Genomic DNA, 26991 nt, shown 5'->3' with positions numbered 1-26991 from the left:
GGAATCCGCCCTGTCCCACCGGGGCGAAGCGTCGACGCACTTGGAGGTGTGCCTCGTCGGCGCAGGGCCGCGGGGCCTGTCCGTACTGGAACGGCTCAGCGCACAGGAACGGAAGTCGCCCCGCTGGGACACCGTCACCGTGCACGTCGTCGACCCCGACCCGCCGGGCTCGGGACGGGTATGGCGCCCCACGCAGTCCCGGCACCTGCTGATGAACACCGTGTCCTGCCAGGTCACGGTCTACACCGACGCCAGCGTCCGCATCGACGGCCCGCTGGACGAGGGACCGAGCCTGTACCAGTGGGCCAAGGCCCTGGTCTCGCACACCCTCGAGGCCGCCCCGGACGCCGGCTACGACGACCAGGTCCTCGCCGAAGCACACCGCCTGGGCCCCGACACCTACCCCACCCGCGCCCTGTACGGCTCCTACCTGACCTGGGCGTTCCAGCGGGTCGTCGCAGGCACCGCCGCCCACGTACGGGTACGCACCCACCCCCTGCGGGCCGTCGCCCTCGAAGACGACGGCGCCCCGGCCGGGCAGCCCGGACCGCAGACCGTCGTCCTCGAGGACGGCACCCGCCTGACCGGCCTGTCCGCGGTCGTCCTCGCCCAGGGCCACGTACCGGCACAGCCCACCCGCACCGAGCGGGAGCTGGCCCTGTACGCCGAACGCAACGCACTGACCTACCTGGCCCCCTCCAACCCCGCCGACGTCGACCTGTCGGGCATCCGGCCCGGCGAGCACGTACTGCTGCGCGGACTGGGGCTCAACTTCTTCGACTACCTGGCGCTGTTCACCCACGGCAGGGGCGGCGTCTTCACCCGCGTCGACGGCCGGCTGGCCTACCGCCCCTCGGGCCGCGAACCACGCCTGTACGCGGGCTCCCGGCGCGGCGTGCCCTACCAGGCGCGCGGCGAGAACGAGAAGGGCGCCCACGGCCGCTACTACCCCCGCCTCCTGACGGCCGGGTACATCGCGAACCTGCGCGCCCGCACGCCCCGCCGCGGCGCCATCGACTTCGCCGCCGACCTGTGGCCGCTCGTCTCCAAGGAGGTGTGCGGGGTCTACTACGCGGCCCTGCTCACGGCACGCGGTGAACTCCCCGACCAGGTCGAGGAGTTCGTCGAGGCCTATCTGGAAGCCGAACCCGGACCGGACGAGGACGCGCTCCTCGACGCGAACGGGATCGACACCGCCGAACGCTGGGACTGGGAACGCGTCGCACGCCCCTACGGCGACCGCGTCTTCCCCGACCAGGCCGCCTTCCGCGGCTGGCTGCGCGCCCACCTCGACGACGACGTCCGCCTGGCCCGCCAGGGCAACGTCAGCGGACCGGTCAAAGCCGCCCTCGACGTCCTGCGCGACCTGCGCAACGAACTGCGGCTCGCCGTCGACCACGCCGGACTGACCGCCGCGTCCCACCGCGACGACCTCGACGGCTGGTACACCCCGCTCAACGCCTATCTGTCCATCGGCCCCCCGGCCTCCCGCATCGAGGAGATGGCCGCACTCATCGACGCGGGCATCCTCGACGTGATCGGCCCCGGCCTGCGCGTCACCGCCGACCCGCACGGCCCCTGCTTCACCGCCACGTCGAGCGAGATAGCCGACGTGGAGGTCCGGGCCACCGTCCTCATCGAGGCCCGCCTGCCCGAGATCGACCTGCGGCGCACCGCCGACCCGCTGATGAGCCGGCTGCTGCGCACCGGAGGGTGCCGTCCGTACCGCATCCCCGGCGACGGCAGCGGCGGCGCGCACTACGAGACCGGCGGCCTCGCCGTGTCCGAGCGGCCCTACCACCTGATCGACGCCCAGGGCGTGCCGCATCCGCGGCGCTTCGCCTACGGGGTGCCCACCGAGTCCGTGCACTGGGTGACCGCCGCCGGCATCAGGCCAGGCGTCGGCTCGGTCACCCTCGAGGACTCCGACGCCATCGCGGCGGCGGTCCTGGCCCTGCCCGGACTTCCCGCCCCCGTGGCGCAGTGGGACACCGTGAGTGAGAAGGCACGCACATGACGGCCGTGCACGCGTCGTCCCCGCGGACGGGAACCCTCTCCGCCCACCTGGACGCGGGGCTGCTCTCCCCGGTCCGGGCGGGCACCCCCGTCGAGGCCGCCGTCGGCGACAGCGCCTGGCTGCAGGCGATGCTCGACGCGGAGGCGGCCCTGGCCCGCGCCCAGGCCCGCTGCGGCACGGTTCCCGCCCAGGCGGCCGCGGCCATCACCGCCGCCGCCCGCGCGGACCTGCTCGACCTGCGCGAACTGGCGCTGGCCGCGCGGGAGACCGCGAACCCGGTCGTGGGCCTGGTCAAGGCACTGACCGCGGTGGTCGCGCAACGCTGCCCGCAGGCCGCCGAGTACGTGCACCGCGGCTCGACCAGCCAGGACGTCTTCGACACCGGCGCCATGCTGGTGGCCCAGCGCGCCCTGCGCCTGATCACCGCCGACCTGCGGGCCGTCGCCGAGGCGCTGGCCGGCCTCGCGGCCGCCCACCGCGACACCGTGATGGCGGGCCGCACCCTGGCCCTGCACGCCGTGCCCACGACCTTCGGGCTCAAGGCGGCCGGATGGCGCCAGCTCGTGCTGGACGCCGTCGAGCGTCTCGAACGGGTCGCCGGCACCCTCCCGGTGGCGCTCGGCGGCGCGGCCGGAACCCTGGCCGGCTATCTGCAGTACGCGGGCCAGGACGCGGACCCCGCGGCCCTGCCCGGCGAACTGGGCGCCGCGTTCGCCGACGAAACGGGACTGAGCGCCCCCGTCCTGCCCTGGCACGCCCTGCGCACCCCCGTCGCCGACCTGGGGGCCGCCCTCGCCCACACCACCGGCGCCCTCGGCAAGATCGCCGCGGACGTGCTGGTGCTCACCCGCACCGAGGTCGCCGAGGTGGCCGAACCCGCGGTCGCCGGACGGGGCGCCTCCTCGGCCATGCCGCACAAACGCAACCCCGTGCTCGCCACCCTCATCCGCTCCGCCGCCCTGCAGGTGCCCGCCCTGGCCACCGTACTGATGCAGTGTCTGCCCACCGAGGACGAGCGCTCGGCCGGGATGTGGCACGCGGAGTGGCAGCCGCTGCGCGAGGCCCTGCGGCTCACCGGCGGCGCCGCGCACACGGCCGTCGAACTCGCCCGGGGACTCACCGTCCACCCGCAGCGCATGCGCGCCAACCTCAAGGCGACCGGCGGACAACTCGTCTCCGAGCGGGTCTCGGCCGTCCTGGCCCCACGCATCGGCAAGACGGCCGCCAAGGAACTGCTCACCCAGGCCTCGCTGCTCGCCTCCCGCACCGGTCTGCCGCTGGCCGACGTACTCGTCCAGACCCCTCAACTGGCAGGCGTGCTGAGCCGGGAGGAGGTGACCGCGCTGCTCGACCCGGCCGGCTACACCGGCGTCGCCGGCCCACTGGTGGACCGGGCACTCACCCCACCGGGGCACCTGCGGACCCCACCGCCCTGACGAGCACACCGGTGTCCGCAGACCGACCGGCGCCACACGCACCAGCCCGGGCCGCACCCCGGGCACCCGCAGCTCAGCCCACCAGCCCGGGCCTGACACACCGTCCGCCCGGCCACCTGACGTCCAGGGCGGCGCCGCAGAACAGCCGACCGGCACGGGCCGGCCACACCGTTCCGGCCAGGGCACGCCCGTACGGGGAGAGCACCCGCCGTTACCGCCGAACACCCGCCGTGCCGGGCGGGCCGCAGAACAGCCGACCGGCACGGGCCGGCCGCACCGTTCCGGCCGGACACGCACCTGCCGTTGCAGGCGAGCACCCGCCGTTCGGCCGGGCGGCACGCCGTGCCGGGCGGGTGTCTGCCGTGCCGGGCGGGCCGCAGTGCAGCCGACCCGGCACGGGCCGGACACGCCGTTGCGGCCGGGTGCCGCTGCTCGCGGGCGTTCGCCCGGGCCGGGGGAGAGCCCGCCGTGACCGAGGGCGTCTTGCGCCGGTCACGCGCCGGCCGCCGCCGGGGCCGGAGTTCACGCCGTGCCGTGCCGCCCCCGGTGGCACCTGTGCCGTCCACGGACCCGGCTCCGGGCGCGTCGGGCCGGCGCCGGCGGCTGCCGGCCGGCCTCGCCGACGAGACGGCGTCTGCCGCCCAGGTCCGGCCGCTCCTGGCGCGGCGCCCGTCCGGCATCCCCGCTCGAGTCCTCCTCGCGTCCGCCTCGAAGGCCGCTCGAGGCGCCGCACAGCCTGGCCGCGCAGACGGCCCCGCACCGCATGATGCAACCACAACGCACAGGGGAGGCGGCCGAGTTGAGCATGGACGCACGTGTTGTCGACGGGGGCGGCGGCCACGGCCGTGCCGTGGTGATCGGCTCGAGCGTCGCCGGGCTCACCGCGGCGCGGGCCCTGGCCAACTTCATGGACCACGTCACCGTGATCGAGCGCGACCGGCTGCCCCGCGGACCCGGCCGCCGCCGAGGCGTGCCCCAGGCACGTCACACCCACAGCCTCACGACCGCCGCCCACCAGGGCCTGGAACAGCTGTTCCCCGGCATCCGCCGCGACCTCACCCGGGCCGGAGCGGTCCATGTCCGCCTCCCCGAGGACGCGCTGCTGCTCGGCCCGGCCGGCTGGCTGCCCCGCTTCGACTCGGGCCTGTCGATGCTCAGCGCCGGCCGTGACCTCCTCGACTCGGTGATACGCGACCGGCTGCGCGCCGACCCCAAGGTGACCTTCCTGCCGGAACATGAGGTCGTCGCCCTGCAGCCGGGCCCCCAGGACACCGTCACCGGCGTATGGGCACGCGGCCGGGACCGCAAGGCACCCGACGGCTTCACCCCCCGGCGGCTGATCCCGGCCGAGTTCGTCGTGGACGCCTCCGGACGCGGCTCCCGCGCCCCCCAGTGGCTCGCCGAACTCGGCTACGAACCACCCGCCGAGACCGTGGCCGACACCCGCACCGCGTACGCCACCACCGTGTACGCGCCGCCCGTCGGCCATGTCGCCGACTGGAAGAGCCTGATGCTCATGGCCTCGCCCGGCGACCCCCGCCAGGGCATGCTCCACCCCGTCGAAGGCGGCCGCTGGTCGGTGTCGCTCAGCACCGGCGACGGCACACCGCCGCCCGCCGACCACGAGGAACTGCTGCGTGCCGCCGGCACCCTGCGCAGCCCGCTGCTGCGCGACCTCATCGAGACGGCCACCCCGCTCGGCCCCGTCTACGGCTGCAGCCGCACCGAGAGCCGCTGGCGCCACTACGAGAAGCTGCGCCGCTGGCCCGACCAGTTCCTCGTCGTCGGCGACGCCCTCGCCGCCCTCGACCCGGCCCACGGCCACGGCATGACACTCGCCGTGCAGTGCGCCCTCGTCCTGGACGACATGCTCACCGCCCACGGCACCGCGGTCGGCATCAGCCACCGCCTGCGCCGGGCCCTCGCCCACCGCCTCGCCCCCGCCTGGCGGCTGAGCACCCGCACCCTGCACGCGGGCCCGGGCCAGGACCCGCCGGCCGGGCTGCGCGCCCGGCTCGGCAGACGGTACGCGTCCCGGATCGCCGTCGCCGCGACCACCGACCGGCACGCGGCGACCCTCCTGCTCCAACCGCACCAGTTGCTCGGCCCGCCCGCCGCAGCGCTGCGCACGCACGCGCTGCGGGCCGCACTGCGCCCCCGGCGCGACCCGGCCCCCACCGCACCGCCGCCCAGCCTCACCCACGGCCCCCACGCCCGCCGGCGCCGTCCCGTCACCCCGGCGCCGCCGGCCATCGGGGTCTCCGCCGGCTCCACCCGGCCGCGGCCCGGCGGCTCCTCGGCCCACTGGCCGGCCGCAGCCCCGGCCGGCGAGCGAAAGCGACCGTGAACACCCCGCTTTCCAGCCACCTGGCGCGTTGCACACCGTCGCGGGCCGAAAAACGCTGCCTTACGCTCCGGGCATGACGGGAGTGGCACAACTACCGCAAAACAATGCCTACTTGACCGACAAGCAGCCACCGCACACCGCCAACCGGCCGGAAAGGCAAGGCCTGTTGCACACGAAGGACGACGGCCCGCATCCGGGCCGCTCACAACTCACTCAAGAATCACTTGAGTTCACACTTGAGTCTGGCTTGAGCGCGGTTGTTCTGTTTGGTTCCGCGTGGATAGCGTTTCATCCGCTCCAGGGCACGGGCCCGCTTGCGCCGCGGCAGGCCGCCCGCACCACCGACCGCACACCGGCCGGACCGGGTGTGCCTGTGACAGCCGAGCGGCGAGGGGAGGGTGCGCGGGTATGAGCACGACCGAGGAGAGGGCGCCGCACAGCGCGCGCACCACGGCGCCGAAGGGCGAACGCGTCGCCGACTGGGCGGACGAGCGGCTCGGGATCTACAACTTCCGGTTCCTGATCCGCAAGGTCTTCCCCGACCACTGGACGTTCATGTTCGGTGAGATAGCGCTCTACAGCTTCATCGTGCTGCTGCTCACCGGTGTCTGGCTCACCATGTTCTTCGACCCGGGCATGACGGAGACCGTCTACCAGGGATCACACGTCCCGCTGCAGGGCATCCCGATGTCCCAGGCCTACGCCTCCACCCTCGACATCACCTTCGACGTGCGCGGCGGCCTGCTCATCCGACAGCTGCACCACTGGTCGGCCCTGGTCATGATCGCCGCGCTCTGCGTGCACACGCTGCGCCACTTCCTGACCGGATCGTTCCGCAGGCCGCGCGAGGTCAACTGGCTGATCGGCTTCACACTGCTCGTCCTGGTCACCCTGGAAGGCTTCGTCGGCTACTCACTCCCCGACGACCTGCTCTCCGGCACCGGCCTGCGCATCGCCGAAGGCGTCACCCTCGCCATCCCGGTGGTCGGCACCTACCTGACGATGTTCCTGTTCGGCGGCGAATACCCGAGCCACGAGATCATCCCCCGGTTCTACAGCATCCACATCCTGCTGCTCCCGGGCATCATCCTGGCCCTGGTCACCGTCCACCTGATCTACGTCTTCTACCACAAGCACACCCAGTTCCCCGGCCCCGGCCGCACCGAGAACAACGTCGTCGGCCAGCCCCTGATGCCGGTGTACACGGCCAAGGCCGGCGGATTCTTCTTCCTCGTCTCCGGCCTGCTCACGCTGCTGGCCGGCACCGCCCAGATCAACCCCGTGTGGACCTACGGCCCCTACCGCGCCGACCAGATCTCCCAGGGCTCCCAGCCCGACTGGTACATGGGCTTCCTCGAAGGCGCCCTGCGCGCCATGCCCGCCTGGGAGTTCGTCCTGCCCGGCGGCTACACCGTCAACATGGGCGTCCTGATCCCGGCCGTCATCCTGCCCACCGTGATGATGGCGGTGATCGCCCTGTGGCCGTTCCTGGAAGCCTGGGTCACCGGCGACAAGCGCGAACACCACCTCCTGGACCGCCCCCGCGACCACCCCACACGCACCTCGTTCGGCATCGCCTTCGTCTCGCTCTACCTGGTGCTGTTCTTCGGCGGCGCCAACGACGTCCTGGCCGAACGCTTCCATCTGTCCCTGAACCAGATCACCTGGGCGGTACGGATCGGGATCTTCCTCGTCCCGGCGCTGACCTACATCGTGACCCGGCGGATCTGCCTCGGCCTGCAACTGCGCGACCGCGACAAGCTCCTGCACGGCCGCGAGACCGGAAAGATCAAGCGCCTGCCGCACGGCGAGTTCGTCGAGGTCCACGCACGCCTGGACCGCGACCAGGAATACACCCTGCTGTCCAGGAAGATGCCCGAAGTGCTCCCCGCCCCCGCGGCCGGACAGGACGGCGTGCCCAACCCGCGGATCCGCAAGGAGGTACTGCGCCACCGGCTCAGCCGCTGGCTGTACGGCGGGCAGATCGCCAAGCCCACGCCGCAGGAGATGCAGCAGGCTCTGGAACACCTCGGACACTCCTCCGGCGGGCACGCCTCTCCCGACGGGCACGCCTCGTCCAACGGGCACGCCTCGTCCAACGGGCACGCCTCGTCCAACGGACACCTGGAAACCGGCAGGCGGCCCGCCGCCGAGGAGCGGGAGCCGGACCAGGAACTGCACTGACCCGCAGGCACCACGCACAGGACCGGGCCGGACACGGCGGCGCGGGTGATCAGGGGACGGTCACCCGCGCCGCCGTCGTCGCACCGGGGCGGCGGTGCGCAAGGCAGCCCGACCGCTGTGTCGCCGGTCGCCGTCACACCGCGCGGCAGCGGTCCGTGACCCGGCCCCACGACGCGGACCGGGCCGCCACGGATTCTGCGCGGCCGCAGCACCGACGAACGTCCGCACAGCGCGCGATGCCTGCCCGACCGGGCGGGCCGAACTCACTTTCCGGCGCTGATGCCGCAGCGCCGACGGAGGCCCCCATGAGCCGAACCCCATGGCACCGGGCGGGACCCCGGGCCGAGTCCATCACCCGGGCGCGCACCGGTCTGTCGGAGGATCTGCGCGGGCGCCAGCGCCGCTACATCGTGGCCATGCTGGTGCGCAGCGCCTGTGTGGTCCTGATGGCGGTCACGTGGAACCGCTGGCCCGCCGTCGCCGTCTGCGCCCTCGTCGCCGGGGTGGTCATCCCCTACGTCGCCGTGGTCGCCGCCCAGGCGGGATGGCGCCAGCAGCGCGGCACCCGGATCGCGCTGGTCGAGGTCCCCCGAGAGAACGTCACCCGCGTGCCCCTCGAACCCACCCTCATCCTGCCGCCGGAACGCAACACGGCGGCCTGAGCGGCCACCTGCTCCGCCTGCGCCCGGCTCCCGCCCGGCGTGCCGGACGCCGCCTCCCGCACCCGCCGCCGGTCCTGCGGACGGCCCTGCCGTCCGGGCTCTGACCCGCGGGCGGCGAGGCGCGACCCGGCCCGCAAGCCGGCGTCCACGGCGGGGACTCAGACCGTGCCCCACGTGGTGAGGCGGACGAGTCGCCGGTGGGGGAGCGGCCGGTGCCCGGGCCCGGGCACCGGCCCGGTGCACACCTCCGCGATCCGCCGGGCGGCCATGCAGCGCACGTCCGGCAACCCAGGAACCATCCCGGCCGTATCGACGTGCAGATACGGGGGAGCGCCTGGGATGCCGTCCCGGACCGGGACATGGCTGCACAGGCCGACGGATGGATGCGAGTACGGACCGCATGGATGCAATGCACGACGACGTAGTGGAGTTCGCGCTCCTGCTGATGCGTTGGAAGAAGCGCACGGACCGCAGTTACGCGGCGCTGGCCCGCCGTCTGGGCATGACGTCCTCCACGCTGCACCGCTACTGCACGGGTGAGGCGGTCCCCCTGGACTTCGCCGGGATCGAGCGGTTCGCCGCACTCTGCGGAGCCTCCCCCGAGGAACGCGCGCAGCTGCACCGCCGGTGGCTCCTGGCGGTCGCGGCACGGCAACGACCACGCCTGTCCGACGCCCGGCGGGCACCGGCGCCCGACGGCACCACGGGCACCGCGGCAGCGGCCGCGTCCCCGAGCCCCGGCAGTCCGCCGGACGAGGAACCCGAGCCGATGCCGCCGTCCCTCCCGCGCCCGGGGCCGGCCTCGCCGGGCGGGCCGGGTCCCCGCCCCGGGCGCCCCCGACGACGGCCCGTGCGAGCGATGGCACTGGCGGCCTCGCTCGCCGTCGCGCTCGCCGGCCTCACCGCGTCCGCCGCCGGCCCCCCTTCCGGCGGCGGGGGGTCGTCGGCTTCCGCCCGGACCGCACCGGAACCCTCCGCGTGGGCCACGCAGAGCGGCAACGGCCCGAGGAAGAGCCGGGCGAGCGCCGGTGCGGTCCCGCCGTCGGCCTCCGCCCCCACCGCCACACCGCAACCCTCCGCGTCGGCCACGCGCAGTGGCAACGGCCCGCAGGAGAACCGGACGGACGCCGGTACGGCCCCACTGCCGGCCCCGCTCACCTGGACCGCCAACTCCCAGGTCTGGGGGGAACTCGAATGCGACCACGACTACGTCATCGACAAGCCGCCGCAGCAGGTCCCGCCGCCGCCGAACCCGGCGGACGCCGCGCCCTGGGCCGCGTCCCAGGGCGCGGTGCACGGGCGCGACACCAATGTGCGGATCACGGTGCAGGGACGTGGCTCCGCCGCCGTCGTCCTGGAGGCCATGCATGTGAGCGTGGTCAGCCGCACCGTCCCCGCCGACCGCCGGGGCATCGCCTATTCCACGGCCGATGGCTGCGGCGCCACCCTCCAGCCCCGCTACTTCTCCGTGAACCTCGACGCGCACCGACCCCTGCCCCGTGCCGTGCCGGCCGGCCGCCCGGACTCACCGAGCTTCGCGGTCGACTTCCCCTACCGGGTGTCGCTGCAGGAGCCGGAGGTCCTGCTGGTCTCCGCGGGCACCGAGTCCTGCACCTGCGACTGGTACCTCGACCTCGACTGGTCCTCGCAGGGCCGGCGCGGCACGCTGCGCATCGACGACCACGGCCGCCCGTTCCGTACCACCAGCATCGAGGGGCTGCCCCACTACTGGTACCGCAGCCCCGTCGGCTGGGTCCCCATGACCACCGCCGACGACGGCGCGGAAACCGGCGGCTGACGAGCGACGCCGGCCGCGTCCGAGGGCCGGCCGGTCCGGCGCGAGTCGTCTCCGCATCCCGGGACGGCATCCCGGGACTCCTTGTTTCCGCAGCTCAACGTGGGTGGGACGGTCCCGCTGTCCCGGGTGTGGGGGCAGCTGTTGCCGGGGGTCCCCGGCGTCCTGGAATCTGTGGATGTCGCACCGGCCGAGGCGGCACGACCGCCCTGCCGGCCGGCACGACGACCACCACCCTGCGCTTGTGCACCGGGACACCCCTGTGTCCGGGCGGCGTTCGGCGCCTGGCACCACCCGCCGTCCCACGACGCAGAGAACACCCGCGTTCGGACCAGAGAAGGAAGCCACCACATGAACAGGAACACCTCCGCACGCCGTCGTCCGGGCCGCCGCGCGGCGGTCGCCGCCGGCCTCGTCCTGGCCCTCGGGCTCGGTGCGGCGGCGCAGGCCTCCGCCGCTCCGCGGAGCGACGGCGCCACGGTTGGGGCTTCGGCCCCGTCGACCGCGCTGTCCGACTCGGGCGCGCCGCTGTCCGGCCGTCAGATGGTCCGGGTGCTGAAGTCCCTGCTGCCCAAGGGCGCGAAGGTCTCCGACGAGCAGAGCCAGGAAGGCTACGCCGCTCTGGTCTGGGACGACGGCCGCGGGAAGAGCATGATCGGGGTGAACGCCCAGCACGACATGGGCGACGTCCTCGAGGGGCACATGGGCTGCGAGGGCGAGTACATCGCCTGCCAGGCCCTGACCCTGGCCGACGGCACCCAGGTCAAGCGGGCCAAGCGGGCATCGGAGAAGGGCGGATCCGCCGTGGTGTGGCTGGTCGACACCCTCCACCCCGACGGCCGCCGGGTCATCGTCCAGGAGGTGAACTCCTACGCCGAGAGCGGCCCGGTGACGCGGCCGAAGCCCCCGCTCACGCTCGACCGCCTGCAGACCATCGCGCTCGACTCCCGGTGGGCGGGCTGACCGGATCGCCTTTCGGACGCGATGTGCTGACACGACGTCATCTGCGAGGGCACTGCCGTCATCTGCGACGGTGCTGCCGTCATCGGCGTCTTCAGCGCCGTGTCCGGAGCCTCGTTCCACTTCAACGGCCGCCGCGTCGCGCTGCGCCGAAGCGGTGCTCCGCCGTGTGACCGCATCCCGCAAGGCCGCCGCCCGTCCCCCATGGGACGGGCGGCGGCCTTGCGGGCCGTGTCGCAACGTTCGTGACGACTGCTCCCGCGCCGCGGCCGGCGGGCGGACACCGCGCAGGTCCCGGTTCCCGTCAGCCACATCACGTGCGAGGCGGAGTGTGAGCGCGTCCCGTCCCCCTGCCCTGGCCGGGGGAGTTGCCACCCCGGGCAGGGGAAACCAGTGACGTCGCAGGTGAGTTGGCAGAGAACCCCGGGCACGCCCTCGCGTCTATGGCCCGTAAGCCCGTAAGCCCGTGGCCTGTTGCCCGAAGCCCGAGGCCCGTAAGCCCGTAAGCCCGTAAGCCCGTGTGGCCGTGGCCTGTTGCCCGAAGCCCGAAGCCCGAAGCCCGAGGCCCGAAGCCCGTGGTGGTGTCGCCGCGTCCGCCCGGTCCGGGCGGTGTGTGCCGTGCATGCCGGACGGCGGTCACCCCGGCGTCGGGCCGGGGTGACCGCCGTGGGCGGGTGCGGGCTGTGGTGGTGTGCTCAGTGCCCGGTCTTCTCCGCCGGCCGGTTCTGCCAGGGACGGCACACCCCCAGGAAGGAGGCGATCGCGGCCAGCGCGCTGCCGAGCTGGATCACGGCCATCGGCACCGCCGTCTCCTTGCCCGCGATGCTCACGAGCGAGGAGGCGATCGCCCCCATGACGAAGCAGGACGTGCCGACCAGCGCGGAGGCGGAACCCGCGGCGTGCGGGGTGCGCATCAGGGTGAGCGCGTTGGTGTTGGGCAGGATCAGACCGAGCGCGGAGATCATGACGAAGAGGCTGGCCGCGAGGGGAACCGTGCCCACGTCGCCGAAGGCGCCTGCCGTCACCAGCAGCAGCGCCACCCCGGCGAGGGCGAGCACGGCCAGGCCGCACCCGAGGGCCTTGTCCAGGCGGACCCGGCCGACCAGGATCTTGCCGTTGATCTGGCCGACGATCATCAGCCCCAGCGAGTTGACGCCGAACAGCAGCGAGAAGGTCTGCGGGGACGCCCCGTAGATGTCCTGGATCACGAACGGCGAGGCGGCGATGTACGAGAACAGCGCGCCGTACGTGAAGCCGTTGGTCATCAGGTATCCGGTGAAGACCCGGTCGGCGAAGAGCCCGCGCATGATCCACAGTGCTCCGCGCACTCCGCCGCTCTGCCGCCGCTCGGGCGGCAGCGTCTCGGGCAGCCGGCGCCAGACGAGCAGGGTGAGCGCGACGCCGATCGCGGCGAGGAGGAGGAAGATGCCCCGCCAGTCGGTGAGGTGCAGGATCTGCCCGCCGATGACGGGCGCGACGATCGGGGCGATGCTGGAGATCAGCAGCAGGGTGGAGAAGAACCGGGCCATGGCCAGACCGTCGTAGAGGTCGCGCACGACGGCCCGGGCGATGACGATCCCGGCCGACCCCGCCAGCCCCTGCAGCAGCCGGAAGCCGATCAGCACCTCGGCGTTCTGCGCGAAGGCGCACATCACGGCGGCGACGACGTAGGCGACCAGCCCGGCCAGCAGCGGCCTGCGCCGCCCCCACCGGTCGCTCATCGGACCCACCACGAGCTGCCCGATCGCCATCCCGGCCAGGCACGCGGTGAGCGTGAGCTGCACGGTCGTCGCGGTCGAGTTCAGGGTGCGGGTGACCTCCGGCAGGGCCGGGAGGTACATGTCCATCGACATCGGCGGCACCGCGGCGAGGGCGCCGAGGAGGAAGGTGACCAGAAGCCCCGTCCGCCGCACCGACTTGTCCGTGCCGGCCGTGTCTCCTCTGCCCTTCGCCGGGGACCGCCCCCTGGGGAACCGCCGGCCTCCGGCGGTGGCTTCCTCGGCTTTCTGAGACATGCGCCCTCCGCGTCAAGTCGTTACGTGGCCAAGGCCGATGCTCGCAGCAGACCGCTACAGAACCGGCAGCGCGCGGGTGGCGCCTGAGGCCAGGTGATACTCCTGCCAGGCCTTTCGTCCGCCGAGGTCGAGACTCGTCAGTGCGCTGCTCGAGTTTTGCTCGGAACTGCTCGGATCGCTTCAAAACGGCCTTGGCGCGGAGAGTTCGGCCGTGTCACTATTTCCGCACGCCTTCCCTGCCCGAAAACATTTACGGGGCGGGGGATTGAGCATCTGTACACCGGTTCTGTACTGGTGAGACCGCGTCCGTTCCCGGTACGGCACAGGTTTCCTCTCGCATCGAATCCCCGCGCGCCGCGGTGTTTTCCCGTGTGCTGCGCTCTCTCCGGAAGCTGTGCGCAGATTCGTCACGTACAGAAGGCAGACTCTAGAGAAAGTAGAGCCCATATATGCCCAGGTTGTGCAAGCCCGCGGTGAGCGCGCCGGAACACGTCATCACGATCGACGAGACTCTCGAGTTCGCAGCGAAAGCCCATGCCGGAAAGCCGCAGCTTCCCCTGGCGCTCCGACTGATCCGGAACACCGGAGTGCTGAAGCGGCACATCGTCCAGCCCATCGAGCAGACGCTCAAGCACCCGGGCCTGACGGAACGCAACCGCATCTACGAGGCCGAGTCCAGGAAGCTGACCCCGCCGGTCATCGAAGAGGCCCTGCAGAACGCCGGCCTGGCGGCCCGTGACATCGACGCGATCATCTACGTGTCGTGCACCGGCTTCAGCATGCCGTCGCTGACCGCCTGGCTGATCAACACGCTCGGCTTCCGCTCCGACACCCGCCAGATACCCATCGCCCAGCTCGGCTGCGCGGCGGGCGGCGCGGCGGTCAACCGGGCCCACGACTTCTGCCTGGCCCACCCCGGCACCAACGTCCTGATCGTCTCCTGCGAGCTGTGCTCGCTGTGCTACCAGCCCGACGCCGACGACATCGGCTCGCTGCTGTCCGACGGGCTGTTCGGCGACGCGGTCGCGGCCGCCGTGGTGCGCGGCAACGGCGGTGTCGGCATCGAGCTGGAGCGCAACGCCTCCTACCTCATCCCGCACACCGAGGACTGGATCTCCTACGCGGTCAAGGACACCGGCTTCCACTTCCAGCTGGACCGCCGCGTGCCCGGCACGATGGAGCCGCTCGCCCCGGTGCTGCGCGAGTTCGCCAAGGACCACAGCTGGGACGCCGGCAGCCTCGACTTCTACATCGTCCACGCCGGCGGCCCGCGCATCCTGGACGACCTCGCCAAGTTCCTCGAGGTCGACCGGTCGGTGTTCCGCCACAGCTGGTCGACGCTGACCGAGTACGGCAACATCGCCAGCGCCGTCGTCTTCGACGCGGCCCGCCGCCTGTTCGAGGAGGACACCCCCGTCCAGGACGCCACCGGTCTGATCGCGGGCTTCGGCCCCGGCATCACCGCCGAGATGGCGCTGGGCCGCTGGAGCGTCGACGGCCCCCGAGAGCTGGACTGAGTCCGACGCAAGGGCAACCGAACGTCACTCGAGTGAAACTCTGCGCGGACAAAGGAAGCTGACCACATGACTGGCCTCATCCTCCCGCCCGGTCAGGGGCGAAAGCTGATCACCAAGGCGCAGGAAGTGACCTTCAAGGCCACAAAGGAGCACGGCTCCTCCATATCGATCTTCGAGGTGGTCGTACCGCCCGGGTTCGATGTCGGGGCGCATGTCCACAGCGATGCCCAGGAGTTCTTCTACGTCCTGGAGGGGGAGCTGCAGCTCCTGGCTTTCGAGCCGGCCCGGCGCACCGCACAGGACTGGCACGAATGGGAGTCGCCCGGCGGGGACAAGGTCGTCCGTGCCACCGAAGGTGCCTCCATGTTCGTGCCACCCGGAACTCCGCATGCCTTCAGGAACGCCTCCGACAAACCGGCGCGGATGCTCTTCCAGTGCTATCCGTCGCCCGTTCACGAGCGGTACTTCGAGGAGATCGCGGAGATCTGGGCGGCCGGCGGGATCAACCCCGACGCCATCGACGAGATGCGCAAGCGCTATGACGTCAGCCAGATCACGCCACAGCGCTACGAACCGCCTGTCCTTCTCGATCCCCAGTCCTCCGAATAGCGCGGAGCGTAAACAGAGATGAGTGACATCGAAAAGATCCCCCTGGTTTTCGCGAGCCTGGGGGAGAAGGAGCTGGCCGCCGTCGCCGAGGTGTTCGCCTCGGGATGGCCGGCCGGCCAGGGACCGAAGGGCAAGGCCCTCGAGGCCCAGCTGAAGCAACGGTACGCAGCCGGTGACGCGGTCGCGGTCAGCAACTGCGGCGCCGCCCTGCACCTGGCGATGCTCGCGTTCGGCGTGCAGCCGGGCGACGAGGTCATCGTCGCCGACTACACCTTCCCCGCCCCCGCCCACGCGGTGCGCTACGTCGGCGGCACGCCCGTCTTCGCCGACGTGCGCGCCGACACCGGCACCGTGGACCCGCAGTCGGTGGCGGACCTCGTCACCCCCCGCACCGTCGGCATCATCGCCGTCGACACCGTCGGCCTGCCCGCGGACTACGCACCCCTGCAGGCCATCGCCGACCGGCACGGGCTGTTCCTCGTCGAGGACGCCGCCTGCGCGGTCGGCGCGACCTACCAGGGACGCGAAGCGGGCGCACTGGCCGAGGTGGCCTGTCTGTCCTTCCACGGACGCAAGGGCGCCACCAGCGGCGAGGGCGGCGCCCTCATCTCCACCGACCCGGCCATCGGCGCGAAGGCACGCCAGCTGTCGTCGTTCGGCATCGGCAGCATCTTCGACATGGGCCAGGTCATCGGCCTGCCGATCCCCGCATTCACCGAGATCGGCTACAACTTCAAACTCTCCGACATCGCCGCGGCGATCCTGCAGGTCCAGCTCGGCCGTATCGAAGAGCTCATGCAGCGCCGGCGCGCCGTCGCCGCCCGCTACGCCGAACTCTTCGCCGACGAGGAACTGCTGACGGTGCCGCACGTACCGGCCGACCGCACCCACGCCTGGCAGTCCTACCTGGTCACCCTGGACCCGACCGTCGACCGCGGGGCCGTCGCCACCGAGCTGCGCGCCAAGGGCATCGGCACCCTGCACGGCACCTGGGCCAGCCATGTGCAGCCCGCGTTCGACGCCAAGCAGGTCTGCCCGGTCTCGGCGGACCTATTCCAGCGCAACCTCGGCATACCCATGCACGCCGAGCTGACCATGAGCCAGGTCGAGCGGGTCAGCGAGGTCCTGCGCAGCGCGCTGCGCACCCACGCGAAGCCCGCCCGGACCCTGAAGGGAGCGGCATGACGAACAACCAGCCTGCACCGGACGGTGTGATGAGGCTGATCAACGGCTACTGGAACACCGGCGTCATCGGCGCCGCGGCCACCCACGCCGTCTTCACCCACCTGGACAACGGCGCGGGCACGGCCGCCGAGGTCGCCGCCCGCGCCGAGATCTCCGAGCGGGGCGCACAGGGCCTGCTGGACGGCCTGGTCAGCGTGGAACTGGTGGTCCTCCAGGACGGGCGCTACCGCAACACGCCCGAGGCGGCCGCCTTCCTCGTCGAAGGCAAGCCCGCCTCCCTGGCCGGCTTCGCCAAGCTGAAGCTGCAGCACACCGGCAGCCTCATCGACCTGCCCGAGGTCGTCCGCATCGGCGGGCCGCTGTCCGGCGGCGAGACCGAGGTGGCCGACAACCCGCACTGGGAGGGCATCGTCCCCGCCATCGCCGCGGTGTCGGTCCCGGCCGCGGAAGCCGGCATCGAGGCGCTCGGCATCGAGGACGCGGGCGAGATCTCCATCCTCGACGTGGGCGGCGGCTCGGGCATCTACTCGTCGATCTGGCTCAAGGCCAACCCGGCCGCCCGCGCGGTCCAGCTCGACTGGGAGCCGATCAACGCGATCGCCCACCGGCTGGTCGCCGAACACGGAGTGGGGGACCGCTTCACCACCCTCAACGGCGACTTCCACAGCACCGACTTCGGCACCGGCGAGTACGACATCGCGGTCTACTCCCACATCGCCCACCAGGAGAACGCCGAGAGCAACATCGAGGTCTTCACCCGGCTGCGCAAGGCCCTCAAGCCCGGCGGCGCCCTGGTGGTCGCCGACTACGTCGTCGACGACGACCGCAGCGCCCCGGCGTTCCCGCTGCTGTTCGCCCTGGAAATGCTCCTCAAGAGCCAGGAGGGCGGCACCTGGCGGCGCTCCGACTACCACGACTGGCTGATCAAGGCAGGCTTCGAGGACGTCTCGTTCCACGCCGCGCCGCCCGCGACGATGGTCATCGCCCGCTAGCAGGCCGCCGGCCGGCCCTCTCCCGGCCGACCCGACGAGATCCGCGCCGCCGGCCCGGACGGCGCGGATCTCATCGGGCCGGCCGCCGACCCGGGCGGATCTCCCGGGCCGTGGGGGAGGTCTCCCGGCCCGGGGGCCCTGCCTGCCGGAGACGGCCAGGGCCCCCGGGCCGCGTACGGCGACCCGCCCGCCGGCCGCGGCCGGCCGCCCTCCGGGGCGGTGGCGGGGGAGCGCACCGGGAGGGGATCTCGGCTTCCTTCACCCGCCGGACCGCACCCCTTCGGACACGAACGCTTCTGAGCACAAAGGCATGTGACCGAACGTCACATCCCTCCCGGGGCCCGCCCCGCATCCTGCACGCCGCATCCCGCACCGAGCCGTCGACCGCCTGAACGTCCACCGCCCACCGCCCACCGCAAAGGAGACAGCCCACGATGAAGGGCTCCGTGGCTTACCGCTCGATTCAGAAGCGCGGTCTTCACATCGGCCTGCTGCCGGAGATGGCGGCCGCCGTCAACCCCTCGACCCCGATCAGCCTCGACCACGACCTGGGCGTCCTGCCCGAGGCGGGACGGCGTCTGACGGTGGCCCAGTACGCCGATCACGTCGACGACCTCGCGGCCCGCCTGTGGGCGGCCGGGGTCCGGCCCGACGAGCGGGTCGTCATCTACAAGACGGCCAACGCCGACCACTGGATGCTCGCCGCGGCGATCTCCCGCATCGGCGGGATCGTCGTGAACCTCTCACCGGCCCTGGACGCCACGACCGTGGGCGTCCTGCTGCAGCGGGTCGACCAGCCGACCCTGCTCACCGACGGCGCCAAGCTCGACGTCCTGGCCGACGTGCCGCTGGCGGACCTCACCCGGCGGATCATCACCTCGGCCGGCGACCGGCCCGGCGCCATCGGGCTCGCCGGACTCGCCGGCTCACCGCGCGTCAAGCCGGTCGTCCGGCCCATCGACGAGGCCGCCGTCATCACCCACACCTCCGGCACGACCGGCATTCCCAAGCTCGTCGTGCACACCCCCCGCACCCAGGGCATCCGCCTCGTACCGCAGTGGCGGCTGCTGTCGCTGATGCGGAAGAAGGAGACCGTCGCGATCAACGTGCCCTTCGTGCACTCGCGGATGGTCGCGGCGATGTCCCTGGCGCTGCTCAAGGAGTACCCGGTCCTGCTCATGCGGGAGACGGGCCCCGCCGAGGTCGCCGAGCAGTTCATCAAGCACCGGCCGGCCTTCGTCGAGGCACTGCCCAACTCGCTGATGGAGTGGGAGGAACTCGCCGAGGACCCGCGGGCGCCGTTCGGGTCGGTGAAGGTCTTCAGCAGCACCTTCGACGCCATCCACCCCGGCACGATGAGCAAGCTGCTCCACGCCTCCGACCGGCGCGGAGCCCTGTTCTTCCAGATCTACGGGCAGAGCGAGGTCGGCCCGGCCGTCGGCCGCGCCTACTTCCGCCACTCCGCCCACAAGGCGAACGGCCGCTGCGTCGGCTGGGCCATGCCGAAGGGCGCCGCGAAGATCCGGGTGGTCAGCCGGGACGGCAATCCCCCCTCCGAGACCAACCCCGGTGCCATCGAGGTGGCCTGGGACGGCATCGCGAAGTCCTACTTCGGTGAGCAGGACCGCTACGACGCCAACCGCGACGGCCAGTGGTGGGGCACCGGGGACGTCGGCTACCGCACCAGGTTCGGCTGCCTGCACATGCTCGACCGGGAGATCGACATGATCCCCGGGGTGAAGAGCTCCCTGGAGATCGAGGACGTCGTGCTGGGCCGGCTGCACGAGCTGACCGAGCTGGTCGTGGTGCAGGGCCCCAACTCCGAACCGGTGCCGGTGATCTGCACCGTCGACGACAAGCCCCTGGACCTGAACCGCTGGCGGGCCGCCGTCGCCGCGTTCCCCCAGCTCGCCGACCCCGTGCAGATCCCGCAGGCCGAGCTGCCCAGGACCGCCACGCTGAAGGTGCAGCGCCTGGCGCTGGCCCGGCGATTCGAGGAGCAGTTCCAGCAGCAGACGTGAAGCGCGAGCGGTGATCAGCACACCACCCCGGCGCTGCCATCCCCCTCACCCGCAGGGGCATCCCCTTCCCCCTGCAGGCCGCACCCGCCCGGTCCCGCCAGCCCATGGCGGGACCGTCGCGGTTCACGACCCCGCCGACCACCCTCGAGCCGGGCGCCGCCGGCACGCTGCGCGACCGCCCCGGGACGACGGCGGCCCGGCCGGGGGAGAAGGCCCGCGCCACGTCGGGCGTGGATGCGCAACGACCGTCCGCACAGGGGCTATTGCGGTGCCCACTGTTCCTTGGTGATCTCGTAGCGCACGCCCCCGTGCTCGGAGCCCTCGACCATCTCCATGTCGGGGGGAGTGGGGATGGTGTCCGCGAGCGTCATGGCGAGCTTCTCCATGATGTTGCGCGAACGGTGGTTCACGGCCATCGTCTCGGCCCAGACCATGCGCACACCGAGCCCGGTGAACGCCTTGGCCAGCAGAGCCCGCGAGGCTTCGGTGGCATACCCCTTGCCCCAGGCCGCCTGCCGCAGCCGGTAGCCGAGTTCGGCCTCGTCCGGCGGGCCCTGCGGCTCGGGACGCAGACAGAACCAGCCGATGAACGCGCCGCCGTCCTTCTCGTGCGCGGCGAACAGGCCGAGATCGCCGTGCCACTTCTCGTAGCCGGCGATGATGTTCGGCAGGTGGCGCTCGCGGACAGTCTCCGGGGCGGTCGGTTGGCCCCCGGTCAGATAGCGCATCACCGCGGCGTCGCTGTCCAACTCGATCAGCAGGTCCGCGTCGCCGGCAGTGAAGCGGCGCAGGACCAGGCGCTCGGTCTCCAGATAGGTGTCCACACAGTTGATCATGTCCAAAGCAGGGCGGGCAGTTCAACGGCTTTACCCGGAGCACGGTCGGCGAACCTCGAGGTGTCGCCGCCGCAACGCGCCACCAGGTCACGCCACCGCACTTCTCGATCTCGCAGCCTGAGAACGCATCAGCCCCGGGCCCCCGCCGCTTCCCGCACTCCATCATCGGCCATACGCCTTGAAGTTGGCTTGAGGTTCGATTGGCGCCGGCTAGGCGCGCCGACCCTCGCCGCCCGAAGTCGCGCACAATGGCCGAGGAATTGCCTGCCCAGAATCCACGACAGGTGAAATGCGCCCGTGGAAATGGAGAGTTCACGGATGGCGAACGAGAGGTTAGATGCCGGTATCGCGAGCCCCGGCACTTCGGATGCGTGGCGCATCGCGGAGCTGGAGCGCGAGGTACAAGAGCTTCGCCGCACCAACAAGGCGCTGCGGATATGCATGGCCAGGCAGCTCGAACTCGATTCCGAAATTGTGGCGGTCGGCCAGACGGTCGCAGGAATCGGCGTCACCAACGGTGTCACGAACGGCGTCCTGAAAGGCGCCGCGAACGCGGGCCGGAACAATGCGGCCGCGGCACCCGGGCGAGCGGAGGACGCCCGGCGGGCCGGCCAGCGGTCGCCGCAGACGCCCGCACCGCGCCCCGCGGTCGCGTTCCGCGCCCTGGGCCCGATCGAGGCCGCCGTCGGCGGCCGCCCGGTCGACCTGGGGGCGCCCAAGCAGCGCGCCCTGCTGGCGCTGCTGGTCAGCAAGGTGGGCCGGCCGACGGCCTTCGACGTGATCGTCGAGGAGCTGTGGACCGGGCACCCGCCGCCCGCGGCCGTCTCCTCGCTCCACGCGTATGTCGCCAATCTGCGGCGGGTGCTGGAGCCCGGCCGCGCGCCCCGGACACAGCCGACGGTGCTGCGCACCTACGGACGCGGCTATCTGCTCGACAGCCGGGCCGTCGAGGTCGACGTACACCGGTTCAGCGAACGGGCCGTCGCCGGCTGGCAGGCCCTGGACCGGGGCGATCCGCACAGCGCGGTGCACGAGTTCGAGGGGGCGCTGGCGCTGTGGCGCGGGCCGGCCTACGCCGAGGTGGCGGACACCGACTGTGTGCGGCCTGACGTGGCACGGCTGGAGGAGCTGCGGCTGTCGGTGGTCGAGGGACGCTGCGCGGCCCTGCTCGCGGCCGGCGCCCACGAGATCGCGGCGGCCGAACTGGAGGCCTTCGTCCAGGACCACCCCTTGCGTGAATACGGCTGCGAACTGCTGAGCCTGGCGCTCTACCGGGCGGGCCGACAGGTCGACGCGCTGGCGGTGCTGCGCACCAACCAGCGTTGGCTGGCAAAGGAGTTGGGGATCGATCCGCGGCCGGCGCTGCAGCTGCTGGAGGAGCAGATACTCAACCACGCGCCGTCCCTGGACTGGCGACCGCAGCCCCGGACGGACACCAGGCCGGCCCGGCGCCCCGCGGCGCTGCCGGATCAGCGCGGACCGCACTGGAGCGTCCGCCGTCAGCCCGCCCATCACGGGTTGCTGCCGCGGGGCGACTTCCTGCGCTCACCCCTGCCGGCGGAGCTGTAGCCGCACGCGGCGCACACCCGCGCCGGGCCGCGCACCCGCGGCCCGGCCGGGCGGGGGCGGTACCAAGCCCCCTGCTCTGCGGGAGTTCGGGCTCCAGCTGTGCCTCTGAGAGCTCCTGACCCGGTCTTGACCGCGATCGGTCCCGGGGGGAACCCGCCATGGGCGGCGACCGAGGCATGAACGGACTTGCCCCGCCGGGAAGACTGCACTGGGAGGTCCCGTCGGGCGGGCCTGGCCAGGGGCCGCCGGTGCTCAGCTCTCGAGGTCGGACCAGGTCGCCACCAGGGCTCGCCGATCCGGAAAGCGGGGGCCGGGCACCATCTCCTGGGTGGTTTCACCGTTGAGCCAGCACACCTGCTCGGGGCCGCCGTCACCGGTGTCGAACAGGCAGCACACTCCGCCGCCGGCTGCGGTGAGGTCGGTGAACACCTTCCTGATACTGGCCGACCGCGCGAACAAGCGGCTCATCGACGACGTCGCCGCCCAGCATTCCACCGACGCGTAACCGGGGTGCAGGGAGGACTCGAACCGGACCGTCGCGTAGACGTAGCCGATCCGGACGCGCCCGTCCGCCTCAGGTTCAGGGCCGTCCGTCTGCGCGTACTCGCGCAGGGCGTCGTCGGCGTCGAACATGAGGGACGTGTCGAGCTCGAGCGTGCCGCTCAGGGAGCAGTCGACCGGATCGCTCCTGAAGTGGGACGTGAACGGCAGGGCGAGCCGGTCACCGCCGGGCAGTGTGATCTCGAGCGGCGGCACGGCAGGACTCGGTGGCGCCAGCTCCGCCAGACAGGTCAACGTCCTGGCGACGTTGCGGGGACGCAGGTACATGTCGTAGCTGTAGATCAGCCCCAATACTCCCCCCCGTGCCGGATCGAACCGCACCCTCTCATGACCCGCCCCTGGGGCGCCTGCCGGTTTCGCACAGGCACGCTGATCCGGCGCCACAGCGGTTCCCGCTGCCCCTTGCCCGCACGGGTTCACCGCGCCCCTGGTCCGTACCCGCCGACGGGCTCGCCGTGAGGAACTGCAGCCCCCGGAGCGGGTTCTGGAAGTCCGCCCCGGAGGGCGAGAGCGCCGGCCTCGCAGGACGGGCGCCGGCGCAGGCCGGCCGGAACGCGCGGTGCACCCGGAATCCGGGCCGGGCCGCGCCCCGGCGGCCGTCACGTAGGCACCGAGCCCGCGGCGCGCGCGGGCGGCCTGGACGGCTCGCCGGGCGCGGCGCACAGCACGACGCACCACCCCCGGACCGGGGATGGTGCGTCGACTTGTTGTGGGGTCAGGCCCCGGTCATGCCTTGGCGGCCTCGGGGGAGGGCGCCGTAGTGGGCGCCGGAGCGGGGGCGGGCTCTTCCGCCAGCACTTCGGCGGCCTCGGCGTGCGCGTCGCGCTTCTCGGCGCTCACCTTTCCGAGCAGGAGCAGGGCGATCAGACCCGCGGCAGCCAGTACACCCGCGGCGACGTACAGCGCGAGCGCGAAGGCGTCGGAGGCGACCGTGGCGGGGTTGCCGTCGGCCGCGTGGTCGGTGACGTAGCGCAGGGCGATGGGCACCAGGGTCGCGAGGCCGAGGGCCGCGCCGATCTGCTGCATCGAGGTCTGCACCCCGGAGGCCAGTCCCGCGTCCTGCCCGGTGACCTCGTGCAGGCCGCCGTTGATCAGGACGGGGAAGCCCATGCCGTTGAACAGGGCGAACACGACGAGACCGGGCATGACCCCGCCGACGTAGCTGGCGTCGGGAGCGAAGCCGCTGGCGGCGATGAACTGGCCCAGCGCGCTGCCGAAGAAGGCGATGACCACGATGGGCTTGACGCCGATGCGGGGCATCAGCGCGGTGGACACGCCCATGCCGAGGCCCGTCGCGATGGTGAGGGGGATGTAGGCCAGACCCGTCTCCATCGGCGAGTAGTGCAGCACCTGCTGGAGGTACAGGGTGGCCACGAAGGCGTAGGTGTAGAACGACGCGAACGACATCATGCTCACGACGTTGCTCGTCACCCGCGTGCGGTTCTTGAAGAACCGCAGGGGGATCATCGGTTCGGGCACCCGCGACTCCCACACGGCCGTGAAGACCAGTGCGGCGATTCCGCCCAGCAGCGGCAGCAGCACGTGCGAGGAGCCCCACGGGTTGTCGGCGGCCTCCAGCAGGCCGTAGACGACGCCCACGAGGCCGGCGGTGGTGGTGAGCGCCCCGAGGGCGTCCAGTCGCTGCCCCTCGCGGCGGGCCATCCGGCTCTCCGGCATCAGGCGCGGGATCACCAGCAGCGCCAGCACCACGATGGGGATGTTGATGTAGAAGACCCAGCGCCAGTCGATGAAGTCGGTCACCAGACCGCCGACGACCGAGCCGACCGCCCCGCCGAGCGCCGCCAGTCCGCCCCAGATCCCCAGGGCCTTCGCCCGCTCCTTGGCGTCGGTGAACAGCACGGCGATGAGGCCGAGCGCGGCCGGTGCCGCGAGCGCCTCACCGAATCCCTGGAGGAAGCGGCCGGCGACGAGGAGACCGGGGGTGTTCGCGGCACCGCACATGATCGAGGAAACGCCGAAGAGCAGGACGCCTGCCACGAAGACCTTGCGGCGGCCGAGCAGGTCGGCGACGCGCCCGCCCAGCAGCAGGAATCCGGCGGCCATCAGCAGATAGCCGTTGACCACCCAGGCGAGCCCCTCGGTGGAGAAACCGAGGTCGGTCTGGATGTTGGGGAGCGCGATGTTCACCACGGTGACGTCGAGCATGAGCATGAACTGCACCGCGGTGAGTACAGCCAGCGCTTTCCAGCGCCGGGGGTCGCCGGCGGTGGGGCCGCCGGCCTGGTCTCGTGATTCTTTGAGGGTACTCATGACGTTAGTTGTCCTCCCGATCCGGGGCTGGACGGTTCCTTCCGCTGGTTCTTCCGCTGGCCGGTGTTGTCGCTAGCCGACGATGTAGCGCTCGACGGTGGGTGCGAGGAGCTCGACGATCTCGTCCACCGACGCCGAAGCGATCGGCTCCACGCCCAGGACGTAACGCATCAGGAACACGCCCCACAGCTGCGCGGCCGACGCGTTGATGTGGATCGCCTTGATGCTGAGCTTGCCCGCGAGCTCGTCGATGCTCAGCGGGTCCTCGTTGAGTGCCGTGCCCGCCTGCGCGAAGACCTGGGCGGAGAAGAGGTTGCGCATCGGCTCCGCGCCCTCTTTGCCGGTGGTCGCGGTCCGCAGGGCCTGCAGGAGCTGCGGCTGCCACTCGGGGTCCTCGAAGAATTCCAGGGTGAGCCGGACGATGTTCTCGGCGAGCTTCTCGCGCGGCCCGTGGTAGGCCGCCGCGCCGGCCTTGGCGAATGCCTGCCCGTAGGCGGTGATGATGGCGGACGCTTCTTCCACTTCAGTGGCTGTAGACATGTGTTTACCTTCCGGGTGAAAACCTTGGCTTTTCGCGGGTATGGTCGCCCGTCCCGCTTGCAGCAGACTTGAAAGGCGCTTGAATTCACGAAACCTCAGGCCACCGCCGCGGTCTGAGATTTCTGGCAGCTGAGACTTTCCGGCGAACCGGTGTGATTCAGTCACCGCCGCCGGACTCGGCGTTCGACGCGCCACAAAAAAAGACCCGTTCGCGGACCGGCTGTACGACGTGCCGCCCGCCGGAGCGGATGTGAGGCCGGCGGCCGGCTCATGACGCGCTGTCAGTTCGATGTGGCGGCGAAAGCGGCGTTCGAGGCCTCGCGCGCCTTCTGGTAGTAGGCGGCGAGCTTGTAGTACGCCTGGCCGGACGGTGCCAGCGCGACGGCGGAGACGAACTCGCGGCCGCCTTCGTACGCGTGGGGCACGCCGTTCGCGAACGTCTCGATCTCCGGGTGGAAGGGAGCGGGAAGCTCTCCCGGGTTCTGCGTCTTGACGGAGAAGCAGATGCGCTCGACCGCCGAGGAGTCCCAGCCGATGGTGGGGTACACCGAGAACGACCGCTTGACGAACTCGGCGACCGAAGCGTCCGGCTCCGCGAACCCGAACGCGCGCAGCAGCGCGAGCTTGGTCTCCGTCCGGACCGCTGCCACGGCGAGGTACACGTTCAGCGTGCGCTTGGCGTAGTTGATGCCGATGGCCGACACCTTGTCGTCCAGGCCGAGGCTCGTCAGCGTGTCCACGTGCTCGGCAAGGCCGGGCGGCATGGACGGAATACCGGCGAACTTCGCCAGCGGCGGGAAGTCGTCGAGCGGGAAGAACGCATAGGACTTCTTGAAGCCGCCGACGATGCCGTACTCGACGCCGTAACTGGCTATGGCGCAGCGCGCCTGGATCTCCGCCAGCAGTGAGCCGACGGGATGGTCCGTCTCCTCGATGAGACCGTTCGCCAGCGCGGTGGCATAGGGATCCAGGCCCTTGGGAGTCAGCGAGAAGTCGAAGTCGAGCTCTCCTCGGTGCTGTTCACCGGCCGCCATGCTGAAAACTATGTGGGCTCCGGGGAGTTCGTCTCCGAATGCCTTCACGGCCGGGGACACCTGGTCGGGCGAACAAGGCACGTTCAGCAGCCGGGCCGTTTCCGCAACCGCCGAATAGACCTTATCCAATCCAGCGGGTTCTGGCATGAGCTCCTCCAAGGGTCAGCCTATAAGTGCGGCATGCGCCACCACCGTCGCTCACCCCGCTTGGCGACGGCTTGGCGCTTGAGGCTTGTACGACCATCGGGCCCGGGTGAGCCGGCGCAGCCCGCGTCCGCCGAGGACCGCCGGCCAGGTCGCCGGAGTGCAACGGTCGGCCAGGTCGCCGAAGAGGAACGGCTGGACGCTGCCTCAGCGCACCCCGACCGGCCGGCGAGCGGGACGCACGACCCGCGCCGCCCCACCCCCGGCCACCTGCCCGGGGGCACTGCGGCCCCGAC

At 71.9% G+C, this 26991-nt stretch carries 19 protein-coding genes; 13 read left to right on the top strand and 6 right to left on the bottom strand.

All coding sequences use genetic code 11. The features are described from left to right. The first annotated feature begins 10 nt into the window (after window positions 1-10). The 7 genes from OG736_RS00410 (at window position 11) to OG736_RS00380 (ending at window position 11404) form a co-directional block, all read left to right on the top strand. The gene (locus OG736_RS00410) at window positions 11-2017 is read left to right on the top strand and encodes an FAD/NAD(P)-binding protein (protein ID WP_327187477.1); all 2007 of its coding nucleotides are present in this window, start codon (window positions 11-13) and stop codon (window positions 2015-2017) included. After that, window positions 2014-3453 carry a nitrosuccinate lyase gene (pcaB, locus tag OG736_RS00405; protein ID WP_327180552.1) on the top strand — a complete coding sequence of 480 codons (1440 nt, stop codon included), beginning with the start codon at window positions 2014-2016 and terminating at the stop codon, window positions 3451-3453. Before OG736_RS00410 ends, pcaB begins: the two co-directional genes overlap by 4 nt. Before the next feature lie 805 nt (window positions 3454-4258). Then, the gene (locus tag OG736_RS00400; protein ID WP_327180551.1) at window positions 4259-5800 is read left to right on the top strand and encodes an FAD-dependent oxidoreductase; all 1542 of its coding nucleotides are present in this window, start codon (window positions 4259-4261) and stop codon (window positions 5798-5800) included. A 408-nt stretch (window positions 5801-6208) separates the two neighbouring features. Continuing rightward, a complete protein-coding gene (gene qcrB / locus OG736_RS00395) occupies window positions 6209-7984 on the top strand; it encodes a cytochrome bc1 complex cytochrome b subunit (protein ID WP_327180550.1) in 1776 nt (591 codons plus the stop codon). Window positions 7985-8289: 305 nt separating this feature from the next. Beyond that, window positions 8290-8646, top strand: a complete 357-nt coding sequence (locus OG736_RS00390; protein WP_327180549.1) for a DUF3099 domain-containing protein — start codon at window positions 8290-8292, stop codon at window positions 8644-8646. Between the two features lie 400 nt (window positions 8647-9046). Continuing rightward, window positions 9047-10444: a helix-turn-helix domain-containing protein gene (locus tag OG736_RS00385; protein WP_442816985.1), complete on the top strand. Its 1398-nt coding sequence runs from the start codon at window positions 9047-9049 to the stop codon at window positions 10442-10444. A gap of 348 nt (window positions 10445-10792) precedes the next feature. Beyond that, window positions 10793-11404 (top strand): hypothetical protein, encoded by a 612-nt coding sequence (locus OG736_RS00380; protein WP_327180547.1) that lies wholly within the window; start codon window positions 10793-10795, stop codon window positions 11402-11404. A 692-nt stretch (window positions 11405-12096) separates the two neighbouring features. Here OG736_RS00380 and OG736_RS00375 read toward each other — a convergent pair. After that, window positions 12097-13416 (bottom strand): multidrug effflux MFS transporter, encoded by a 1320-nt coding sequence (locus tag OG736_RS00375; protein ID WP_327180546.1) that lies wholly within the window; start codon window positions 13414-13416, stop codon window positions 12097-12099. A gap of 449 nt (window positions 13417-13865) precedes the next feature. Here OG736_RS00375 and OG736_RS00370 point away from each other — a divergent pair, with 449 nt between their 5' ends. The 5 genes from OG736_RS00370 to OG736_RS00350 all read left to right on the top strand — a co-directional run bounded on the left by OG736_RS00370 (window position 13866) and on the right by OG736_RS00350 (window position 19740). Further along, complete coding sequence (locus OG736_RS00370) at window positions 13866-14933, top strand: type III polyketide synthase (protein ID WP_314225108.1); 1068 nt, start codon at window positions 13866-13868, stop codon at window positions 14931-14933. 66 nt (window positions 14934-14999) lie between these two features. After that, the gene (locus tag OG736_RS00365; protein ID WP_327180545.1) at window positions 15000-15542 is read left to right on the top strand and encodes a cupin domain-containing protein; all 543 of its coding nucleotides are present in this window, start codon (window positions 15000-15002) and stop codon (window positions 15540-15542) included. Between the two features lie 27 nt (window positions 15543-15569). Next, window positions 15570-16727: a DegT/DnrJ/EryC1/StrS family aminotransferase gene (locus OG736_RS00360; protein WP_327187476.1), complete on the top strand. Its 1158-nt coding sequence runs from the start codon at window positions 15570-15572 to the stop codon at window positions 16725-16727. Then, window positions 16724-17719, top strand: coding sequence for a class I SAM-dependent methyltransferase (locus tag OG736_RS00355; RefSeq protein WP_327180544.1), 996 nt, complete (start codon window positions 16724-16726; stop codon window positions 17717-17719). The genes OG736_RS00360 and OG736_RS00355 overlap by 4 nt, the downstream gene beginning before the upstream one ends. Before the next feature lie 434 nt (window positions 17720-18153). Further along, window positions 18154-19740, top strand: coding sequence for a class I adenylate-forming enzyme family protein (locus OG736_RS00350; protein WP_327180543.1), 1587 nt, complete (start codon window positions 18154-18156; stop codon window positions 19738-19740). Between the two features lie 260 nt (window positions 19741-20000). Here the strand turns inward: OG736_RS00350 and OG736_RS00345 are convergent, their stop codons facing one another. After that, the gene (locus OG736_RS00345) at window positions 20001-20564 is read right to left on the bottom strand and encodes a GNAT family N-acetyltransferase (RefSeq protein ID WP_327180542.1); all 564 of its coding nucleotides are present in this window, start codon (window positions 20562-20564) and stop codon (window positions 20001-20003) included. A 330-nt stretch (window positions 20565-20894) separates the two neighbouring features. Here OG736_RS00345 and OG736_RS00340 point away from each other — a divergent pair, with 330 nt between their 5' ends. Beyond that, on the top strand, window positions 20895-22145 hold the full coding sequence (locus OG736_RS00340) for an AfsR/SARP family transcriptional regulator (RefSeq protein ID WP_327180541.1): 1251 nt from the start codon (window positions 20895-20897) through the stop codon (window positions 22143-22145). A gap of 252 nt (window positions 22146-22397) precedes the next feature. Here OG736_RS00340 and OG736_RS00335 read toward each other — a convergent pair whose 3' ends face one another. The 4 genes from OG736_RS00335 to OG736_RS00320 all read right to left on the bottom strand — a co-directional run bounded on the left by OG736_RS00335 (window position 22398) and on the right by OG736_RS00320 (window position 26698). Beyond that, complete coding sequence (locus OG736_RS00335) at window positions 22398-22997, bottom strand: hypothetical protein (protein ID WP_327180540.1); 600 nt, start codon at window positions 22995-22997, stop codon at window positions 22398-22400. A gap of 435 nt (window positions 22998-23432) precedes the next feature. Next, complete coding sequence (locus OG736_RS00330; protein ID WP_327180539.1) at window positions 23433-24977, bottom strand: DHA2 family efflux MFS transporter permease subunit; 1545 nt, start codon at window positions 24975-24977, stop codon at window positions 23433-23435. 72 nt (window positions 24978-25049) lie between these two features. Beyond that, on the bottom strand, window positions 25050-25517 hold the full coding sequence (locus OG736_RS00325; protein ID WP_327180538.1) for a TetR/AcrR family transcriptional regulator: 468 nt from the start codon (window positions 25515-25517) through the stop codon (window positions 25050-25052). 281 nt (window positions 25518-25798) lie between these two features. Continuing rightward, window positions 25799-26698, bottom strand: coding sequence for an aromatic prenyltransferase (locus OG736_RS00320; RefSeq protein ID WP_327180537.1), 900 nt, complete (start codon window positions 26696-26698; stop codon window positions 25799-25801). Between the last annotated feature and the right edge of the window lie 293 nt (window positions 26699-26991).

This window comes from Streptomyces sp. NBC_01334 (assembly GCF_035983595.1).
GTDB lineage: Bacteria > Actinomycetota > Actinomycetes > Streptomycetales > Streptomycetaceae > Streptomyces > Streptomyces coriariae.
This window is presented reverse-complemented; position numbering and strand designations above follow the sequence as displayed.

Excerpts from the sequence above, each read along its gene's own strand:
- OG736_RS00365 (WP_327180545.1), top strand. The coding sequence starts at position 15,000 with ATGACTGGCCTCATCCTCCCGCCCGGTCAGGGGCGAAAGCTGATCACC.
- OG736_RS00340 (WP_327180541.1), top strand. The coding sequence starts at position 20,895 with ATGGCGAACGAGAGGTTAGATGCCGGTATCGCGAGCCCCGGCACTTCG.
- OG736_RS00400 (WP_327180551.1), top strand. The coding sequence starts at position 4,259 with ATGGACGCACGTGTTGTCGACGGGGGCGGCGGCCACGGCCGTGCCGTG.
- OG736_RS00350 (WP_327180543.1), top strand. The coding sequence starts at position 18,154 with ATGAAGGGCTCCGTGGCTTACCGCTCGATTCAGAAGCGCGGTCTTCAC.
- pcaB (WP_327180552.1), top strand. The coding sequence starts at position 2,014 with ATGACGGCCGTGCACGCGTCGTCCCCGCGGACGGGAACCCTCTCCGCC.
- OG736_RS00390 (WP_327180549.1), top strand. The coding sequence starts at position 8,290 with ATGAGCCGAACCCCATGGCACCGGGCGGGACCCCGGGCCGAGTCCATC.
- OG736_RS00385 (WP_442816985.1), top strand. The coding sequence starts at position 9,047 with ATGGATGCAATGCACGACGACGTAGTGGAGTTCGCGCTCCTGCTGATG.
- qcrB (WP_327180550.1), top strand. The coding sequence starts at position 6,209 with ATGAGCACGACCGAGGAGAGGGCGCCGCACAGCGCGCGCACCACGGCG.
- OG736_RS00370 (WP_314225108.1), top strand. The coding sequence starts at position 13,866 with ATGCCCAGGTTGTGCAAGCCCGCGGTGAGCGCGCCGGAACACGTCATC.
- OG736_RS00355 (WP_327180544.1), top strand. The coding sequence starts at position 16,724 with ATGACGAACAACCAGCCTGCACCGGACGGTGTGATGAGGCTGATCAAC.
- OG736_RS00330 (WP_327180539.1), bottom strand. The coding sequence starts at position 24,977 with ATGAGTACCCTCAAAGAATCACGAGACCAGGCCGGCGGCCCCACCGCC.
- OG736_RS00325 (WP_327180538.1), bottom strand. The coding sequence starts at position 25,517 with ATGTCTACAGCCACTGAAGTGGAAGAAGCGTCCGCCATCATCACCGCC.
- OG736_RS00380 (WP_327180547.1), top strand. The coding sequence starts at position 10,793 with ATGAACAGGAACACCTCCGCACGCCGTCGTCCGGGCCGCCGCGCGGCG.
- OG736_RS00375 (WP_327180546.1), bottom strand. The coding sequence starts at position 13,416 with ATGTCTCAGAAAGCCGAGGAAGCCACCGCCGGAGGCCGGCGGTTCCCC.
- OG736_RS00320 (WP_327180537.1), bottom strand. The coding sequence starts at position 26,698 with ATGCCAGAACCCGCTGGATTGGATAAGGTCTATTCGGCGGTTGCGGAA.